This window comes from Oleiphilus sp. HI0132 (assembly GCF_001635845.1).
Window position 1 is genome coordinate 1 of sequence record NZ_LWGJ01001352.1, and the last position, 17,324, is coordinate 17,324.

15 protein-coding genes and 1 pseudogene are annotated in these 17,324 nt (G+C 45.2%); 7 read left to right on the plus strand and 9 right to left on the minus strand.

Translation table 11 applies throughout. The features are described 5' to 3' along the window. Positions 1 to 234: 234 nt before the first annotated feature. Together queE and A3766_RS20575 are read left to right on the plus strand one after the other, a co-directional pair. Positions 235 to 906 carry a 7-carboxy-7-deazaguanine synthase gene (queE, locus tag A3766_RS20570; RefSeq protein WP_068642902.1) on the plus strand — a complete coding sequence of 224 codons (672 nt, stop codon included), beginning with the start codon at positions 235 to 237 and terminating at the stop codon, positions 904 to 906. Positions 907 to 990: 84 nt separating this feature from the next. Then, on the plus strand, positions 991 to 1,566 hold the full coding sequence (locus tag A3766_RS20575) for a hypothetical protein (RefSeq protein ID WP_068554538.1): 576 nt from the start codon (positions 991 to 993) through the stop codon (positions 1,564 to 1,566). Between the two features lie 32 nt (positions 1,567 to 1,598). Here the strand turns inward: A3766_RS20575 and A3766_RS20580 are convergent, their stop codons facing one another. Next, positions 1,599 to 2,231: a YceH family protein gene (locus A3766_RS20580; protein WP_068507027.1), complete on the minus strand. Its 633-nt coding sequence runs from the start codon at positions 2,229 to 2,231 to the stop codon at positions 1,599 to 1,601. A gap of 180 nt (positions 2,232 to 2,411) precedes the next feature. On the opposite strand from A3766_RS20580, the gene A3766_RS20585 reads away from it, so the two are divergent. Both A3766_RS20585 and A3766_RS31360 read left to right on the plus strand, forming a co-directional pair. Then, positions 2,412 to 3,239 carry a two-component system response regulator gene (locus A3766_RS20585; RefSeq protein WP_197476242.1) on the plus strand — a complete coding sequence of 276 codons (828 nt, stop codon included), beginning with the start codon at positions 2,412 to 2,414 and terminating at the stop codon, positions 3,237 to 3,239. Between the two features lie 15 nt (positions 3,240 to 3,254). Beyond that, positions 3,255 to 3,506, plus strand: a pseudogene (locus A3766_RS31360) (HD-GYP domain-containing protein); the annotation flags it as partial. Between the two features lie 205 nt (positions 3,507 to 3,711). Here the strand turns inward: A3766_RS31360 and A3766_RS20590 are convergent. Next, positions 3,712 to 4,665 (minus strand): nitronate monooxygenase family protein, encoded by a 954-nt coding sequence (locus A3766_RS20590; protein ID WP_068642904.1) that lies wholly within the window; start codon positions 4,663 to 4,665, stop codon positions 3,712 to 3,714. 43 nt (positions 4,666 to 4,708) lie between these two features. After that, positions 4,709 to 5,863 carry an acyl-CoA dehydrogenase family protein gene (locus tag A3766_RS20595; RefSeq protein ID WP_068507020.1) on the minus strand — a complete coding sequence of 385 codons (1,155 nt, stop codon included), beginning with the start codon at positions 5,861 to 5,863 and terminating at the stop codon, positions 4,709 to 4,711. Between the two features lie 133 nt (positions 5,864 to 5,996). On the opposite strand from A3766_RS20595, the gene A3766_RS20600 reads away from it, so the two are divergent. Together A3766_RS20600 and cynS are read left to right on the plus strand one after the other, a co-directional pair. Next, the gene (locus tag A3766_RS20600) at positions 5,997 to 6,962 is read left to right on the plus strand and encodes a GlxA family transcriptional regulator (protein WP_197469683.1); all 966 of its coding nucleotides are present in this window, start codon (positions 5,997 to 5,999) and stop codon (positions 6,960 to 6,962) included. 254 nt (positions 6,963 to 7,216) lie between these two features. Next, positions 7,217 to 7,657, plus strand: a complete 441-nt coding sequence (gene cynS, locus A3766_RS20605; RefSeq protein ID WP_068642906.1) for a cyanase — start codon at positions 7,217 to 7,219, stop codon at positions 7,655 to 7,657. Positions 7,658 to 7,779: 122 nt separating this feature from the next. Here the strand turns inward: cynS and A3766_RS20610 are convergent, their stop codons facing one another. From A3766_RS20610 to A3766_RS29800, 6 genes are all read right to left on the minus strand, one after another. Further along, positions 7,780 to 8,316 carry a manganese efflux pump MntP family protein gene (locus A3766_RS20610; RefSeq protein ID WP_231872306.1) on the minus strand — a complete coding sequence of 179 codons (537 nt, stop codon included), beginning with the start codon at positions 8,314 to 8,316 and terminating at the stop codon, positions 7,780 to 7,782. Positions 8,317 to 8,419: 103 nt separating this feature from the next. Then, positions 8,420 to 9,082 (minus strand): plastocyanin/azurin family copper-binding protein, encoded by a 663-nt coding sequence (locus A3766_RS20615; RefSeq protein WP_068554525.1) that lies wholly within the window; start codon positions 9,080 to 9,082, stop codon positions 8,420 to 8,422. Between the two features lie 20 nt (positions 9,083 to 9,102). Further along, positions 9,103 to 12,267 (minus strand): efflux RND transporter permease subunit, encoded by a 3,165-nt coding sequence (locus tag A3766_RS20620; RefSeq protein ID WP_068642908.1) that lies wholly within the window; start codon positions 12,265 to 12,267, stop codon positions 9,103 to 9,105. After that, entirely contained in the window at positions 12,267 to 13,871 is a 1,605-nt protein-coding gene (locus A3766_RS20625) for an efflux RND transporter periplasmic adaptor subunit (protein WP_068642910.1), read from the minus strand. The genes A3766_RS20620 and A3766_RS20625 overlap by 1 nt, the downstream gene beginning before the upstream one ends. A gap of 19 nt (positions 13,872 to 13,890) precedes the next feature. Next, positions 13,891 to 15,240, minus strand: coding sequence for a TolC family protein (locus A3766_RS20630; RefSeq protein ID WP_068642912.1), 1,350 nt, complete (start codon positions 15,238 to 15,240; stop codon positions 13,891 to 13,893). Positions 15,241 to 15,353: 113 nt separating this feature from the next. Next, complete coding sequence (locus A3766_RS29800; RefSeq protein WP_156490713.1) at positions 15,354 to 15,791, minus strand: hypothetical protein; 438 nt, start codon at positions 15,789 to 15,791, stop codon at positions 15,354 to 15,356. Between the two features lie 599 nt (positions 15,792 to 16,390). On the opposite strand from A3766_RS29800, the gene A3766_RS20635 reads away from it, so the two are divergent. Beyond that, the coding region (locus A3766_RS20635) for a putative solute-binding protein (RefSeq protein ID WP_068642914.1) at positions 16,391 to 17,324 on the plus strand (934 nt) is incomplete at its 3' end.

The following is a 17,324-nucleotide window of genomic DNA, read 5'->3' on the forward strand; positions in this document are numbered from 1 at the left end:
TAATGAGAGACGCATTGCGATATTCCACTTTGAATTATAAAAAGTCTAAAGTAGCTTAAGAGACTGAAAGCGATTACCGGCGAAAACTAAAAGCCATTCATTTCGTTCAAACCAGTACTCTTCAGCAAATAGCTCTGAGAAGACCTGAAGTCATTAAGGCCTTCTCTAAGCCCCTTACCAGAGCACAAAAAGACCGTGACAAAAAGCAGTAAACAGCAATATCGGATTAAAGAAATGTTTTACAGCCTGCAAGGCGAAGGCGCTCGAGCAGGGCGTGCAGCTGTATTTTGTCGTTTTAGTAAGTGCAACTTATGGAATGGGAGAGAAGATAGCCGGGCAGACGCTGTGTGTAATTTCTGCGACACAGATATTCTTGGCGCAGATGGGCAAAATGGTGGCGAGTTTGCTAATGCCCAAGCATTGGCAACAAAAATTCAATCACTCTGGGACAGCAATCAAGTACTCGCCAGCTCTTCTTCAAGCCGTAAGAGTATAGCCAAACCCTACGTTATCTTCACTGGCGGAGAACCACTACTTCAGCTTGACCCAAAACTGATAGAGTTGATGCATCAGCTAGGTTTTGAGATCGCTATTGAGAGCAACGGCACGCTCCCTCTTCCTGAGGGTATTGACTGGGTATGCCTTAGCCCAAAAGGCAAATCAAGCATTGTTTTTGATCGCTGTGATGAACTGAAGCTGGTTTATCCTCAGAGCGATGCACTCCCCGAAGCCTATCAAGACTTCCCTGCTGATCACTATTTTTTATCGCCCATGGCCAGCCCCGCTGTGCGCTTTGGTGAAGACCCAGACAAAATAAACAATACCCGTTTAGCCCTCGACTATTGCCTGAGCCATCCTCAATGGCGCTTAACTTTACAAATGCATAAGCTACTTGGAATAGACTAAGACTACCTAGCCCATTTACCCCCTTCCATCTTTCAGTCTCTTAAGCTACTTTAGACTTTTTATAATTCAAAGTGGAATATCGCAATGCGTCTCTCATTATTATTTCTTATATGCTTAGTGCTTACAGCATGCTCAACCCGTGACTTACAAGGAACCTTGGGCGGCTCTACCGCTCAGCGCTTAGTCACACATAGCATCGATGATCTGGTCAGAAGTATTGAAGATGAAAAGCTAGATGCACTCGAAGGTAAAAACGTTTATATCAACTCTTACTTTTTAAGTGATTCACCCCTTAAAGCTTATGCCGACAAACGTTTGGCGATTGAGTTAGAAAGCCGTTTCGGTATCAATGTTGTGGCCACACAAGAAGAGTCTGAACAGGTGATGACAGCCTTCTACACCTCTCTTGGCACAGACTTGGACAACTTTGGTATTGCCATACCCTTTGGCTATGTTCCAGGGGTCGCTGAAAACACTCAGCTAAACATCATCACTTTAGAGAAATTCCACGGTATCGCAGAAATGTATTACTACATCGGCGAAACCGGCAGCGAAAATCGTAGCCAAGTCTTACAGGCCAAGGTGAAGACCGATGCCCTAGGCCTGCCATTTATCACGATTCCGCTTTCTAATATCGACCGTCACGAAAGCTTATTTTAGCCTTCGCTCTATTCGCTATTATTAGTGTTTGCTTACTGCTTCTGCTCCATCAGCCAAGCGACTTGTTTCTCAAGCTCTTCAATTCGAGCGAAGAGCTCATCTGAAGACGCTGAAGAGTCGCTTACTGGTGTTGAAGGCTCTTGTATTTGCGTCATATCAGGCTCCCCACTGAGCAGGTGCATATAACGATCTTCCCGCTGTCCGGCAGACGACGGTAAGCGACACATCAATGGTGTTGTTCTGTTTAGCAGCTTATCGACTAAAGCAATTAGTTCTTCTGGCCCTGAAAACTCATACATTCTGCGGGTTCGGGTGAGAAGCTCATTCACCGTCTGCGGGCCTCGCAGCAAGAGCATGCAAAAGATAGCGTGCTCTGCGTCATTCATATGATATTCACGCGTCAGACGCTGGTCATATTTATCCGCTCTTGAACCGTACTCAAATTTTACCAAGGCCCGCTTCTGTAAGTCATAAAGGCTCTGTTGAACATCACCTTCAGAAAGATCCATCACCGGTTCACGGCTAGTTTTCTGATTGCAGGCTGTCACCAGGCTATTGAGCGTTAAAGGATAGACATCGGGTGTGGTTAGCTGTTTCTCCATCAAGGCCCCCAAAATACGAGCTTCGACTAATGACAAGATGGAAGAAGAATCATGTTCACTCATTTATGATTTATGCCTTTTGTTATATTTTAGTGAATTTGTCGATTTTAACGTGTGTCTTTATCAATTACACGACTTATTGAAACAGCAATTATTGGACATCGGATCTATCCTCTGCATACTTATATAGCATAGTTTTTAGCACCAAGGCACTCTAGGACAATTACTTAAAAGGATATATCTATGAGCAAGCCGCTCATTATGATAGTTGATGATGAACCTATCAATTTACGTCTACTTTCTGAAGCACTCAAATCCGAGTTCGATCTTATTGCCGCCACTAATGGCACTCAGGCATTACAACAGCTCGAGCAGCAGCATGAGTCTATCGAACTGATCTTGCTCGATGTCAATATGCCTGGTATGTCGGGCATGGAGGTGCTTGACCGCATCAAAGAACATGATGAGTGGTCCGACATTCGCGTAATCTTCGTTACCGCAATGAACCAAGTTTGTGACGAAGCCGCGGGCTTGGCCCATGGTGCCGTCGACTATATTACCAAGCCCATTTCAGCCCCCATTGTCTTGGCTCGAATTCGTACCCAGCTTACCTTGCGGGCTGCCAAGAAATCCCTTGCCGAGCAAAATCAGCTACTTGAACAACGCGTTCAAGAGCGTACTGAAGAAATTAGATATACCCAGGAAGTCGTTATCAACGCACTCACCACGCTCGCCGAAACCCGTGACCAGGAAACCGGATTACATATCGTTCGTACCCAACATTACGTTAAACAACTTGCAGAACTGGTGCGCGACTTACCCGAATATAAAGATGAGTTAGATGACGAAGCTATCGATGCAATGTTCCGAACAGCACCATTGCATGATGTTGGAAAGGTAGGGATCCCCGATCGAATACTACTTAAGCCCGGAAAGCTGGATGCAGAAGAATGGGAGATCATGCGCAGTCACGCTTCTTTAGGCGGCGATGCCCTGCAAAAAGCTCGTCAATTATCAAATAGGACACAAGAGGGCGATTGCTTCCTGAAATATGCACAGGAAATCGCTTAATGTCATCATGAAAAGTGGGATGGCTCTGGCTACCCTAAAGGGCTAAGCAAAGAAGCTATCCCATTATCTGCACGCTTAATGGCGATTGCCGATGTGTATGATGCCTTGATCTCCAAGCGTTGTTACAAAAGCGCCATGACACATGAACAAGCTTTAGAGATTATGCGCGAGGGCAGAGCTCAACACTTTGACCCAGTGATGCTTGATGCCTTTCTGGATAACTGCCACTTATTCCTGGCAATCGCTGATAAGTACAAAGACGAGTAAGTGCTCGCTATACTTACCGGACAAATAATTCGATCTGTTGTAGCGCAGTATCTGCCTCTCTAACACGTGGAGCAAATATCTTAAAGACGTGAAACAACCCCTCAAACACATCGTAAGTGAAATCACATTCGCTTTCATTTACGCGCTGGGCGGACGTATCGCCTGCCCAGTATCGTCAGCGCCAAGCTTAACCGTACTATAACCTTTACTTGGCAAAGCCCGGCTTTTCAACTGCGCCCAGGTACTCTACCTTTAGCTCCTTAACTAAATCAGCCATCGATTTAATTGTGTGAATGCCCGATACGCCTTCACCAGCACTCCAAAAGTCCTTCCATGCATTACTACCTGCCAAATCAAGATCGACACTTTCCTTGGCCTGGTAACTTGCCAAGTCAACGCCAGCACGCTCAATTGACGGCTTAAGGAAGTTACACTTCACGCCAGTAAAGGTATCTGTGAAGATCAAATCTTTAATCCCTGATTCAACCAACATCTTTTTGTAGTCAGGGTCTACCTCGGCTTCTTCGGTGGCTATAAAGCGTGTTCCCATATAAGCAAAGTCTGCTCCCAGCACTTCAGCTGCACGTATACCGTAGCCATCATTCACAGCACCGGCCAAAGCCAAAGGGCCGTCCCAAAATTCTCGAATTTCTCTCACCAAAGCAAAGGGGTTAATGGTACCCGCATGGCCTCCTGCTCCTGCCGAGACAACAATAATTCCATCCACACCCGCAGCAATTGCTTTCTTCGCATGCTCTGCACGAATCACATCATGAAAGACAACACCGCCCCACTCATGCACTTCCTTCACTATCTCTGCAGGGTTGCCCTGACTGGTAATGACAAAAGGAACCTTATGCTTCTTGACCACTTCTCGGTCACTCGGTAAACGCGTATTTGAGGGATGTACAACCAGATTAACACCGAAAGGGGCAACAGGCTTGCCGGGGTTAGCTTCAGCAAACTGCGCCAAGTCCTCGCTAATTTCGCCAAGCCAAGTATCTAATAAGTCCTGAGTTCGGGTATTGAAGCTGGGAAACGTGCCTACGACTCCGTTTTTACATGCATTGATCACCAGTTTAGGGCTAGAGACCAAAAACATCGGCGCGCAGATAACAGGCAAGCTTAGTTTGTTTTCGAATAAGGCGGGTATTGGCATTTTTTCTATCTCAATGTAAAAGCTATTTTTGGTAGAACCGCTTCTACCGTCGGCTCGGCAATGTGCCCATATGCTTGGCAATAATTCCGAGCATCATCTCATCACTACCACCGGCTATCGATAGTATCCGCGTATCACGATAGGCTCTGGCAGCAGGATTATCCCACATAAAACCCATGCCTCCCCAGTATTGAAGGCAGCTATCACTTACTTCACGCCATAACCTGCCCATTTTTAATTTAGCCATGGATGCCAGGTAGGTCGCGTCTTCACCTTCAATATGTTGCTGACAAGCTCTCCAGGTCAGCGCTCTGAGCGCCTCAACTTCGGTTTGCAACTCTGCCAAGCGAAAGTGCACCACCTGATTGTTTAATATCGGCTGGCCAAAGGTCTCCCTATCTCGGCACCAATCCCGGGTATCACTGATAATTCGCTCCATTCCCTTTAGTGAACTCGCAGCGGCATACATTCGCTCTTCTTGAAACTGCATCATCTGCATAGCGAAACCTTTGTTCTGTTCGCCTATTCGATAGCGCTTAGGTACGCGAACATTATCAAAGAATATCTGCCCCGTATCACTGGCGCGCATACCGAGTTTATCCAAAGGCTTTGAGATCTCGATACCCGGTGAATCCAAAGGCACAATGATCATTGATTTATTTGCATGAACACTGCCTTCAGAAGTGTTGGCAAGTAAACAAATCCAATCACCTTGCGTCGCATTCGTGATCCACATCTTACTGCCATTGATAAGGTAGTCATCACCGTCACTTTTAGCGGTCGTTTTTAAACCTGCAACATCTGAACCTGCCCCAGCTTCACTAACCCCGATACAAGCAACCATATCTCCAGCGATGGCTGGCGCCAAAAAATCACGTTTTAACTCATCACTACCAAAACGAGCCAAAGCAGGCGTGGCCATGTCTGTTTGCACACCAATCGCCATGGGCAAGGAACCACCATAGGCTCGGCCAATTTCCTCAGCAAACACCAGGTTATAACTATAATCTAAACCTGCACCACCATTCGCTTCGGGTTTATGTATACCCAACAAGCCCAGGTCACCCATTTTCTTGAATAGTGAATGTAAAGGCGCTTTGCCTGCCTGCTCCCACTCATCAACAAAAGGGTCCATTTCCTGATCAACAAAGGCTCGCACTGTTTTGCGTAAGGCTTCATGTTCAGACGTGAATTTCATGCTCATCTCCAATATAAGATCTAACTAACGCAATCTTAAGAATCGAAGACAAAAAGAAACAGCGTGACTCAGGTCATATAAATGGCCAAACGGGCCATAAAGGTAAATAATACCCCAATATATTCCGGAGATTATGATGCTAAAACATGTCACGCTTTATGCCTGCGAGAATGCAATGGGTTTAAGTTTAGGTCTTAGTCATGATGTATTTGCCTTTGCCTCCATGCTACAAAAAAAGCTTTTGGGCGAGGCTATATCTATCTCGCTAGTTACCTTAGATGGCAAAGCTATTTCATCATTCAGCGGCTTAAGCATTACACCTGATCAGGCACTAGGCGATATCAAACATACAGACCTGGTCATTCTTCATGGAATCTGGGGTGACATGGAAGCGCTGCTAATCGATCAGCGCCCCTTATACCCAAAGCTTAGGGAGTGGCACGAGCAAGGTATCCCGATTATGGCTGCGACAACCGGTTCCTACTTTCTGGCAGAGGCCGGGCTCTTGGATGAGCGAATCTGTACCACGCATTGGCATAAGCAAGAAGAATTCGCACAGAAGTACCCCAAAATCGATCTTCGCCCCGACCGTTTTATTACCGCTACCGGGGAACTGTATTGCTCTGCAGGAATGAATGCAGCCATGGAGATCATGATCTATCTGCTTTCACGCTTGTCCTGCACTGAGGTTGGCGAAGCCGTAGAAAGTACTTTTTTGGTCGATTTCAGACGAGCCTACTCCGGCGAATTTGCCTCCATTGGTAAACAAACCTACCATCAAGACGACGCTATTCTATCTATCCAGCAGTGGCTTGAAATCCACTTCATTGAGCCCCTTTCTATCGAGCAACTTGCCACAAAAGCAAATATGAGTGTACGCACCTTTAAACGTCGCTTTAAAGAAGCAACGGGCGAATCACCTCTTAGCTATATTCAACACTTAAAAATTGAGCAGGGAAAAGAGCACCTCAAACATAGTGATCAAAGTGTCGCAGAAATATCATGGAAGGTTGGTTATCAAGACCCTGGCCACTTCAATCGTTTATTTCAGCGAAAATATGGCCTAAGCCCCGCCGCTTGGCGTAAGAAGCTACGATAAATTTTGCTCACTACAATCAGCTAGAAAAGTCCCTTGATTCAGCAGTGCCTTAGGACAGGGCTCTCTCTTCGAAACAAGCCTTTCAGTGCACACTAATAAGGCCCTCACTGATAGATCACACGCATAGGTTTTAGCTAATCTATTGAATAATAATGACAATTTCCAATGGCATAGCGATTGCCGAAGCCCTTTGTGAAATTTATTCCTCAGCTCAAACCTGACGCTGACCAACACAGTAAATAAAGGTGATTGTGATGAAGAAAGAAGAAGTGATCGAAGCAATTGTATTAGCTAAAAAATCTAAAGAACTTACCTGGGAAGGTATGGCAGAAGAAGTCGGCATGGGCTCAGTATGGCTCACCTCAGCTTGTCTGGGCATGAATAGTATGCCCGAGGAAGTTGCAGATAAGGTTTGTGCCTTACTTGATTTACCGGACGAAGCAAAGCCTGCATTGATGGAATACCCGACTAAAACCTGGGATCAATCCATTCCTCAAGACCCTTTAATTTATCGGCTATATGAAATTGTCGGTGTCTACGGCGATACGCTAAAAGAAGTAATACAAGAAAAGTTTGGCGACGGCATCATGAGCGCAATTGACTTCAGTATGGATGTTGAAAAAGAAGAGAACCCGAAAGGTGATCGCGTCGTCTTAACCATGAATGGTAAGTTCTTACCCTACAAAGCCTGGTAGCTTCATCGAGTACGAGGCCAGAGCTTCGTACTCACTTTTATTTATTGTTTTTACTTAATAATTTCTCGAACCCTATTTAAACAATTTTTAGTTCTCTATGAATGACAGTAGGCTGGACCGTCTTAGCCTAAGAGGACCTTTAACCCGATCAATATCAAAATCGTCCCACCTAACACTTCAGCTCGACTTTCGAGCCAAGTGCCTGTTTTCTCGCCAAGGTAGACTCCGGCAAAGCTAAATAGTGCAGTGGTTATAGCTATGAAAGCACAGGCTAGAAATCCGTTAACGTTCAGCAAAGTCAAGGAAAAGCCCGCCGCCATTGCGTCGATACTGGTGGCAATACCTAGAATGAACATAGCACGATGACTTATATGAGAAGGGACATTCTCTTCACCAGTAATAAGCGCTTCATAGATCATCTTAATACCAATAATCAAAAGCAATATAAACGATACCCAGGGAGCATAGGTTTCAGCAAAAACGAGAACACCTTTACCTCCTATAAAACCAATAAGGGGCATAAGGCCCTGAAAAAGGCCGAAGTAAATAGCGCACATTGTGGCAAGCTTTAGTGTGCCGACCGTTTTTTTTGAACCTAAACCAATAGACACAGCAAACGCATCCATACTTAACGCGATTGCCAGAAGTAACAATGCCAACAAAACGAACCCTTAGTTCAACTATATTTGGGTTGAGAAGTATACAAAACCTAGATGTTAGTGTGTTAAATGGATTTCTCAACGGGATTTATATTTCTTGTTTCTATGGTCGAAACTTTACCGGGCTGTGCATTCCCGCTTGGTAATGACCCGGAATATTGCAGGCAGCCTCTACTTCCCAAGCTTCTTCGAATGTCCAGATGAGCGTTTCGGTTTTTCCAGGTGCGACAGTAATGGCATTACCACCCGGACCGTGATGCATATTCGGGTTATTCATCATCATTTTCCCGTGCTCCATATGCTCATCCTTAGTACCAATGGCGAACTCATGCGGCACTGCGCCTTTGTTGGAGATCACAAACTTAATGGTTTCACCATTTTTAATATTGAACGGTTTATGGACAAAGCGCATCGCATCGTTCGCTTCAACATTTATCACTCGGTCTACATCATTTTCTTGTCCAGGATTACCCGCCAATGACCCGCCATGGTGTCCACCATGAGCGCCATGTTCCTCTCCATGATGTCCGCCATGCATACCTTCCTTCATTTCACCGCCCATGTGACCGTGGCCTCCTGTATCGCCCATATGCTTTTCTTGCATCATTTTGTGGTGATCGTGCTGGCCATCTCCCGCTGACATATGGTTCTCGCCATGCATATGGCCTGTGCCATCATCATGACTATGATTTGCGCATGCAGCTGTGATTAGGATTGCGCTGATAGCTGCAAAGCCAGTTATTGATTTCGTTAGTGATAGTTTCATTTTCATTATCCTTTCTGTGTTTATTTTGATAGTTGTGAATCGTTTTCTGTGAGGTCACTGTTCTCTTTTTTGAGCGTTACCTGTTTCCACACATAAAAAATCGCGGGAATTAACATCAAACTCAAGGCCAAGGTGCTGATCATGCCGCCAATCATGGGCCCTGCAATACGCTGCATTACTTCAGAACCTGTGCCCGTTCCCATCATGATTGGAATTAAACCGACCATCAGAGAGAGAACCGTCATCAAGATGGGGCGCACCCGCAGCCCGGCTCCCTGCATGACAGATTCACGAATATCTTCCTTCGTTAACAAACGCATATCTCGCTTGGCGTTTTCAATGGTGGCTTGATAGGATTGATTTAAATAAACCAACATCAGTACGCCGATCTCAACAGCCACACCTGCGAGAGCGATAAAACCAACCGCAACCGCTATCGACATGTTGTAATCCAGCCAATACATCAACCAAAGCCCTCCGATTAACGAAAATGGTACGGTTCCCATAATGATGAGTACTTCCAAAAAGTTACGGAAGCTCATGTAAAGAAGTAGCATGATGATCGCCAAGGTAAGTGGCACAACAGCTTGCAGACGTTCCTCGGCTCGTTGCATGTACTCGTATTGGCCAGACCAAGCGATGGAATAACCCGCCGGAATTTCGACTTGTTCAGAAACAATCTGTTGTGCTTCTTTGACGTATGACCCCAGATCACGCCCATCGATATCGACAAGCGTCCAACCATTTAAACGAGCATTTTCACTCTTAATTCCCGGCGGACCATCTGCGATATAAACATCAGCCACGTCAGCCAAAGCAATGTGTTGTTTTCCGGGAGTGACAATAGGCAGCAATTTCAGTTTTTGTTCGGAATCGCGATAATGTTGCGGATAACGCAGATTCACCGGATAACGCTCTAAACCTTCGATCGTTTCAGTAATATTCATGCCGCCAATCGAAGCACGCACGACTGCTTGAATATCCGCCACACTCATCCCAAAGCGTGCTGCGCGTTCACGGTCAATATCAATCTTTACATAGCGACCACCGGCGACGCGTTCAGAGTACACCGATGCCGTACCTTCCACTTCAGGTAAAACTTCTTCTAATCGTTTACCGATTTTCTCGATCTCAGACAAACTCGGGCCGGCGATCTTAATGCCTACAGGCGTTTTAATACCCGTTGATAGCATGTCGATTCGCGTTTTGATTGGCATGACCCAGGCATTCGTCAAACCAGGGAATTTAACCAAACTATCAAACTCCTGGCGTAGGCTTTCTGTCGTCACGCCAGCCCGCCATTCACTTCGCGGTTTAAGTTGAATGAATGTTTCGATCATCGTGAGCGGTGCTGGGTCAGTCGCTGTTTCGGCACGCCCGACTTTACCGAAAACAGACTCGACCTCTGGTACGGTTTTGATCAACTTATCGGTTTGTTGGAGTAGCTCTCTCGCCTTGCCGACTGATACACCGGCATATGTTGTAGGCATATACATCAAGTCACCTTCGTCCAATGGTGGCATGAATTCGCTTCCTAGCTTAGTCACTGGCCATAAACCAACCACTAAGACAACAGCAGAAAACAAAAGAGTCGTTTTAGGAAAAGCCAGCACACCTTTGATCACTGGTTTATACATGGCAATCATCAAGCGGTTAATCGGGTTTTTATGTTCAGGCGTCACTTTTCCACGAATAAAGTAGCCCATCAACACTGGCACGAGTGTAATAGCAAGACCCGCGGCAGCTGCCATCGCATAGGTTTTAGTGAATGCCAGGGGTGAAAACAACTTGCCTTCTTGTGCTTCAAGAGTGAACACAGGCAGAAAGCTGGCTGTAATAATCAACAAAGAGAAGAATAAAGGTGGCCCGACTTCAGATGCAGCCTGGGTAATCACCTGCCAACGGTTTTCATCTGTCAGCTCTGTTTTTTCCATATGCTTATGAACGTTTTCAATCATGACGATGGCGCCATCAACCATCGCACCGATCGCAATCGCGATTCCACCCAGAGACATAATATTGGCGTTCAAACCTTGCTGATACATGATGATAAAGGCCGTGAGAATACCCACAGGCAAGCTAACCAGTACAACCAGAGATGAACGGAAATGAAATAGGAAAAGCGCACAAATAATAGTTACGACGATAAACTCTTCTAATAGCTTTTCGTAGAGGTTATCGATTGCTCGACTAATCAGGCTTGAACGATCATAGGTTGTTACAACCTCTACTCCGTCAGGCAGGCCTTTCTTCAAACTCTCCAATTTTGCTTTCACATTATCAATAACGCTTTGTGCATTCTCGCCAAAGCGCATCACTACAACACCACCGACCACTTCACCTTCGCCGTTCAATTCAGCGATGCCGCGTCGCATCTGTGGACCCAATTCAATCTTGGCAATATCTTTCAAAAGCAGTGGCGTGTTATTAGCGTTTATGCCGAGTGGAATATTTTTAATATCATCTACACTTTGCAAGTAGCCGCTAACGCGAACCATGTATTCTGCTTCGGCCATTTCGATAACCGATGCCCCTGTTTCCTGGTTGGCCTTTTTAATTGCCATGCCAACATGGGCTAAAGGAATGTCGTAAGAGCGGAGTAGGTTCGGATCAACTTCAATTTGGTACTGACGCACCATACCGCCTATTGTCGCTACTTCAGAAACGCCCGGAACCGTTTGCAACTCATACTTCAAGAACCAATCCTGAATGCTACGTAGCTCCGCTAAGTCATGTTGACCCGTTTTATCTACTAGCGCATAGAGATATACCCAGCCAACACCCGTTGCGTCGGGTCCCAATTGTGGTTTAGCAGATGCAGGTAACGAGCCGGACACTTGATTGAGGTATTCCAGAACCCTAGAACGCGCCCAATAAAGGTCCGTGCCATCCTCAAAGATCACATAAACATAGGAGTCACCAAAGAATGAAAAGCCCCGGACGGTAATCGCCCCCGGTACCGACAGCATCGCCGTCGTAAGCGGATAAGTTACCTGATCTTCAACGACTTGCGGTGCCTGTCCTGGGTAACTAGTTTTAATGATTACTTGCACATCAGACAGATCAGGGATTGCATCGATTGGCGTATTCTTGACAGAATACAAGCCAAACCCGATCAATATTGCCGTGCCTAATAGTACAAAAAACCGATTGTTTATCGACCACTTTATAATCGCGGCTATCATTAATGGCCTCCCGTATGATCATCTTGACCAGCATTCATTTCATGTGAGGCCATGTCATGATCCATCTGACTCGTATCACTCGCTTCTGCGCCTTTGAGCAGGCGTGTAACAACATAGTCCCAATCCCCTGTTTTTTCGATCTCAAATTGGATTGCATCGCCTTCCTTGAACTGACTGAGATCGACCTGATCTGACACCTGGAAGTCCATTTTCATCGTCGGCCATTCCCATTCTGGGATCGGGTCGTGTGTGACATTGATCATGCCCATACTCCCCATGACCTTATGAACTGTCCCCGAGGTAATCACTCTAGGACCCGCACTGCCTGTCATATCGCCATTCATCTCTTGACTCATTGCGGCTTCTTCCATACGCATTAGTTCGGCTTCGATATTTGATTCCGAATCAATCAGGAATTGCGCTGAAACAACAACGTCATCGCCATTAGACAGACCTTTAAGTATCTGTACCTTTGATTCCATTACCTCAACACCCTCCTTCATTGTCGATACGAGACCTTCCAGGCCAAGTTCTACAATGACAGATTTATAACGCCCCTCGCCCAGCGACTTCACGACTCGATTGTGATTTCCTGCTTTGATAACAGCGGATCTGGGCACCGTTGTCATGGCCTCTTGGGCCATATTCTCAACGCGTAAATTCGCCAACATATGAGGTCGCAAGGCAAAATCTGGGTTGTGTACTCGCGCTCGGAATTGCAAGGTGCGTGTTTTCTGATCAAGGGACGGATAGATGTAATTGATTATGCCGTTCCATTTGCCATCAGGTGACGAATTGAGATTTATCGCTACACTCTGACCACGTTCGATGAGATAAGCTTGTCGTTCATAGACTTCACCACGAACCCAGACGCTTTCCAGCGACCCTATCGACATCACTTCAGTCATAGGTCTGATATGCATGCCTTCACGCACGTTTAGATCAATGACAATTCCATCTTGTTCAGCCGTAAATTTCACCAATTGATCGACCTTACGTCTTTTCTTTAAATCATTGATATGACTGTCTCTCAAACCTAGCGATCGAAGGCGTGACTTTGACGCATTAATTAGGTTTCTGTTTTTGCTGCGCAATGCTGCTAGGTATTCTTCCTGCGCATTGACCAGCTCTGGACTATAAAGCTCAAACAGTGTTTGACCTTGTTTAACCGGATCACCACTAGCAGCAACGTTCAACCGTTCAATCCAACCCTCTACACGCGGGTGAATATGAGAGATTCGGCTCTCATCAAACTGGATAGTTCCTACGGTATCAATTGGCACCATAATCGCTTCGTTTTTAACCTTTGCGACTTTAACGCCGAGGTTATTCTCAACAGTGGCTGAGATCTTCACTGTATTATCATCACCGCTGTCTTCTTCATACACCGGAACTAAATCCATGCCCATCGGGGAAAGTCCAGGCCCATCTCGACGATAGTTTTTATCCATCGGAGCTACCCAGTACACTGGTTTCTTCTCGTTACTGTCGGCGGAGGACAACTCTCCATCACTCATTGTCCCCTGCATGAGTTGAGGGCCGAAAAAGGTCCCCAAGGCCAAACCAATAGCTAGGACAGTAATGGCTAAAATAAATTGCTTCATGTGTTGATTCTCCTTAGCTTTAGTTCAGCCAATAATTAATACGAGATAGAATAATTTGTTCATTCACAAGCAAGCGCAAACGCTGCACTTTTGCGCTTTGTTCCTTCAGAAACAGCTCAGATACGATGCGGAAATTGCCCTTATCTGACTCGTAGCTATGCATGGCGCTGTGCTTCTGCTTGCCTAATGTGGTTAATATTTTTTCTTCATAAAGCACACGTTGATCGCGGGTGATGTCATATTGGTTGGCGAGATCTTTCAACGTAAAGCGAGCTTGCTCTAATGCTTCTGAACGCTCCAACTCAATAGCTGCCTGACGATGCTTAGCCGCGCTGATCTGGCTGGATTGCTGACCTCGATTGAAAAAGGGGTACTGAACACTCACACCCGCTGAAAAGAAGTCGGCACGAGAAGACCCATCCATATTGTCGCCACTTCTCATGCCGTAGCTTAGCTCCACACCATAAGAGGGCTCCAAAGACTGCTCGGTCAAATTCACTTTGCTTTTTGCAATGTTAATTTTCTGATTTATCAAACGAATTTTTGGATGGTTTTGTAAGGAAGAAACAAGGTCGTTTGATTTAGCCAAAGTCAGTGTTGAAGTATCAAAAGATTCCAATTTCTTTGGCAATTGAGTACTCGTCAGCGTTTCGTTAGCGAGGGTATTAAGGCTATCCAGATTCTTTTGAAAACTTCGTCTTGCTTTGATCAAACGCTCTTCTAACTTGATGAGTTCGAGTTCCGCGCCAATCAGGTCGCTCTGATCCTTACTGCCAACTTCATATAATGATTGAATGAATTCATGTATTTGCTCTAGAAATACACGGTCTTCCGAAATGAGTTCAATGTTCTGCTGCCAAAACCAAGCTTCTAACCAAGCTTTTTCAATGCTTTGTTTACGCCCTATCCAGTAAGCTTCCTGCTTGACGGTCTGAAGACCCACTTGCTCCTGATTAATATCTTCGCGCAGCGATAAGGTGTCGCCTTTGGGGAACATTTGTCTGACGCCTACCCGTAATTGGGTCATAGGCTCCTGATCAAATTCAAATGTGTCTGTCGGTAAGCTCTGTATCGCCGCAAACAGAGTTGGGTCTGGCAAAAAATCACTCGCTTTTGCCTCAGCTTCAAAAGCCTTCGCCTGAATACCCAGGGACTTTAGCCTGAAATCATTGGCGCGAGCTCTAGTGAGCACATCAGATAGGGAAAGCAAGCCTCCTTGCTCAGACTGAGCTTGAACTAACTTAGTCGTTTGCAAGGTTCCATTGCTTTCTTCCGAGGCATGGACAGATAAAAAACTTGAAGCAACGAGCAAACCAGAATAAATATACATTAAACGTGACAAGACACGTTTTGTTTTAAAGCGAAACATAAGACAAGGTCCAAAGCTATTTAGCGAGCCCAAGGGCTATAAAATTAACTAGCGATAAGTAAAACTAAAAAGCGACGGGAGCTCCGAATTTAAGGCGGAACTTCCTTAGGGTCTTATGAAATGGGAGGGGGGAAAGAAGGTAATGTCTGTGGGTTTAGATAAAATGATGCCGTAAAATTAAAGGCAACTCTATCTGTGCTGAAGGATAACGCGGAATTATGGAAAGCCGCTGATGAAGACTGACAACCAGCCTGTGCACATAAACAAGACTCATCACAACAGTCATTTGTGACTGAAGAGGTTTTATTCATCTTCATCGAGTCTTTAACGGTTTGAGCCACGGCCTCGTGGCAAGACTCGCTATCTGATGTTACCTTCATTTGTTCAACATCACTTTCAGTTGATGTCGACGCTGAATGATGAGGCATTGTGCTTTCGCTCATCAACAGAGTATTCGCCGAAGATATAATCGGAGATAGCATCATCAAAACGGCCAGCAAGACGCTTATTTGTTTTGAATACTTTTGTTTTATCTGTTTCAGAATACTCATCTTTAAAACTCTGCCACAAAAATCATAGCGCTGCAAGCGCCTTTACTAAATATCACGAAGATGCTTAAAAAGACTTAAACTGCGTTTTACACATACTTTAGGACACTAATTAATAGAGAAAGTTCAGTCTGGTTTATTGGCTTTGGATACAACGAGACTTATTCAACGCAGCATAAATATAATCTAAACCCGGTAACTACTGCTTTGTTCTCAAGGCCATAAATCTTAATCCTCGTTTAATCAGGATAACTAGGCCATTTTGACAATGGACTAAGAGGCCTGCAATTGGCACTTAGCCAACGTCAAGAAAAGCTTGATAACCTCGAATTTAAGTCTTCCATGAATACCTGTTCTTAGTGACCTCGCCAACGATCCATTACCATCAACTCAGAATAATAAATCCATGAGAAGGTTCATGCTCGCTTATGCGGCCATAGCTCATGCCAGTAACATATTAATTAGTTTAAAATATGACCTGCCTTCATTGATGTTTAATTGACCAATATCAAACCAGTCCCGACCTATCTTAAGTACGATATAGAGAGTAATTCATAAGGATTGAGCAGTACCTTACTTTAAAAATAACAAAGGGCTCTGATATGAAATACGCACTCTATACATTCTTTTCATTCGTAATATATTTATTTAGCACCTCAGCTTTCTCGCTAGAGAAGAAGTCCATCTGCACTTGGGATCCGGTGGGTACCAATGGTCCTGTGATGACTTTCTATGCTGACCTCAAACCTAAAGCTATAGCCTGGGGTATCGACCTCGAATTCAAGGCTTACACTGACGAGAAGGTTGCTTCCAATGACTTCAAAGCAGGCATTTGTGATGCCGCACACTTGAGTGCAATTCTGTCCCGCGACTATGTACCCTTTGGAGGCTCTCTTGATGCGATTGGTGGAATCATGTCGGATCAGGGGCTGAATAAAATACTGGCAACCTTAGCCAGTCCAAAGGCAGGCACCTTGATGAGTAACGGCAAATATGAAATTGTCGCCTCATTTCCCGTTGGCTCCATGTATGTATTCGTCAATGATAAATCTATTAACACAGTGCCTGACTTCAGCGGTAAAAAAATATCGGTTTTGAATGGTGACCCGCAAGCCTTCAAACTCGCCTCCCTGGCCGGTGCTTCTCCCGTTTCCACCTCTCTGGCAACCTTCTCTGGCCAGTTTAACAATGGCAATATCGATATTCTGTTAATGCCGGCATTGGCTTACAACACATTCGAGCTATACCACGGTTTAGGAGAGCAAGGTGGCATCATTGATTACCGTTTGTTTTACGGCATGCTCCAAACGGTTATCAAGAAGGAAAACTTCGCTCCAGATTTTGGCAACAAAATGCGTAAATACATGGTCTCTCGTCTCACTCAAATCCATAAGATGGTAAAAGATGCAGAAGACGAAATTCCTGCCAAGTACTGGATCAAAACAAGTGATGCATCCAAGTCTGAATTTGATACCTTTAGCCGAGATATTCGTTTGGCCCTAAAAGAAGATAGTACCTTTAACCCTAAGGCGCTGC

Bases quoted from the DNA above. Each gene is read 5' to 3' on its own strand.
- A3766_RS20595 (WP_068507020.1), bottom strand. From the start codon at position 5,863: ATGAAATTCACGTCTGAACATGAAGCCTTACGCAAAACAGTGCGAGCC.
- queE (WP_068642902.1), top strand. From the start codon at position 235: ATGTTTTACAGCCTGCAAGGCGAAGGCGCTCGAGCAGGGCGTGCAGCT.
- A3766_RS20575 (WP_068554538.1), top strand. From the start codon at position 991: ATGCGTCTCTCATTATTATTTCTTATATGCTTAGTGCTTACAGCATGC.
- A3766_RS20590 (WP_068642904.1), bottom strand. From the start codon at position 4,665: ATGCCAATACCCGCCTTATTCGAAAACAAACTAAGCTTGCCTGTTATC.
- A3766_RS20585 (WP_197476242.1), top strand. From the start codon at position 2,412: ATGAGCAAGCCGCTCATTATGATAGTTGATGATGAACCTATCAATTTA.
- A3766_RS20625 (WP_068642910.1), bottom strand. From the start codon at position 13,871: ATGAAGCAATTTATTTTAGCCATTACTGTCCTAGCTATTGGTTTGGCC.
- A3766_RS20620 (WP_068642908.1), bottom strand. From the start codon at position 12,267: ATGATAGCCGCGATTATAAAGTGGTCGATAAACAATCGGTTTTTTGTA.
- A3766_RS29800 (WP_156490713.1), bottom strand. From the start codon at position 15,791: ATGAGTATTCTGAAACAGATAAAACAAAAGTATTCAAAACAAATAAGC.
- A3766_RS20600 (WP_197469683.1), top strand. From the start codon at position 5,997: ATGATGCTAAAACATGTCACGCTTTATGCCTGCGAGAATGCAATGGGT.
- A3766_RS20580 (WP_068507027.1), bottom strand. From the start codon at position 2,231: ATGAGTGAACATGATTCTTCTTCCATCTTGTCATTAGTCGAAGCTCGT.
- A3766_RS20615 (WP_068554525.1), bottom strand. From the start codon at position 9,082: ATGAAACTATCACTAACGAAATCAATAACTGGCTTTGCAGCTATCAGC.
- cynS (WP_068642906.1), top strand. From the start codon at position 7,217: ATGAAGAAAGAAGAAGTGATCGAAGCAATTGTATTAGCTAAAAAATCT.
- A3766_RS20630 (WP_068642912.1), bottom strand. From the start codon at position 15,240: ATGTTTCGCTTTAAAACAAAACGTGTCTTGTCACGTTTAATGTATATT.